The 269-nt window shown below is 39.4% G+C and carries 1 protein-coding gene; it reads left to right on the top strand.

Annotated elements, in window-relative coordinates:
- Positions 1 to 269, top strand: a 269-nt coding sequence (locus F1003_RS16660) for a hypothetical protein (RefSeq protein ID WP_162307011.1), incomplete at both ends; no start/stop codon positions are given.

Raw genomic sequence — 269 nt, 5'->3', positions numbered from 1 at the left:
GCTTAAAAAGTTAGCTCGCATAGAGAATGGAGCTTATCGGGATAAATTTGATGGGTATGTACATGTCTTTGCAACTGCAATGGGGCGCTTATCTAGTAAGGATTTAGGTCTTTCAAAAGAGTTTTACAATAGTTACTTTGGGCATATCGTCGGTAAGGAATACTATTGGGATAATGTTGAGTTTAAGCCGTTTTTCGAAGTTGCAGTTGTTATAGAACTTGATGAAGATGGGGTAAAGAAGAAGGTTAGTGCCGCGAGTAACTGGCTGA

The organism is Winogradskyella ouciana (assembly GCF_009709615.1).
In the GTDB taxonomy this organism is placed as follows: Bacteria; Bacteroidota; Bacteroidia; order Flavobacteriales; family Flavobacteriaceae; genus Winogradskyella; species Winogradskyella ouciana.
This window is presented reverse-complemented; position numbering and strand designations above follow the sequence as displayed.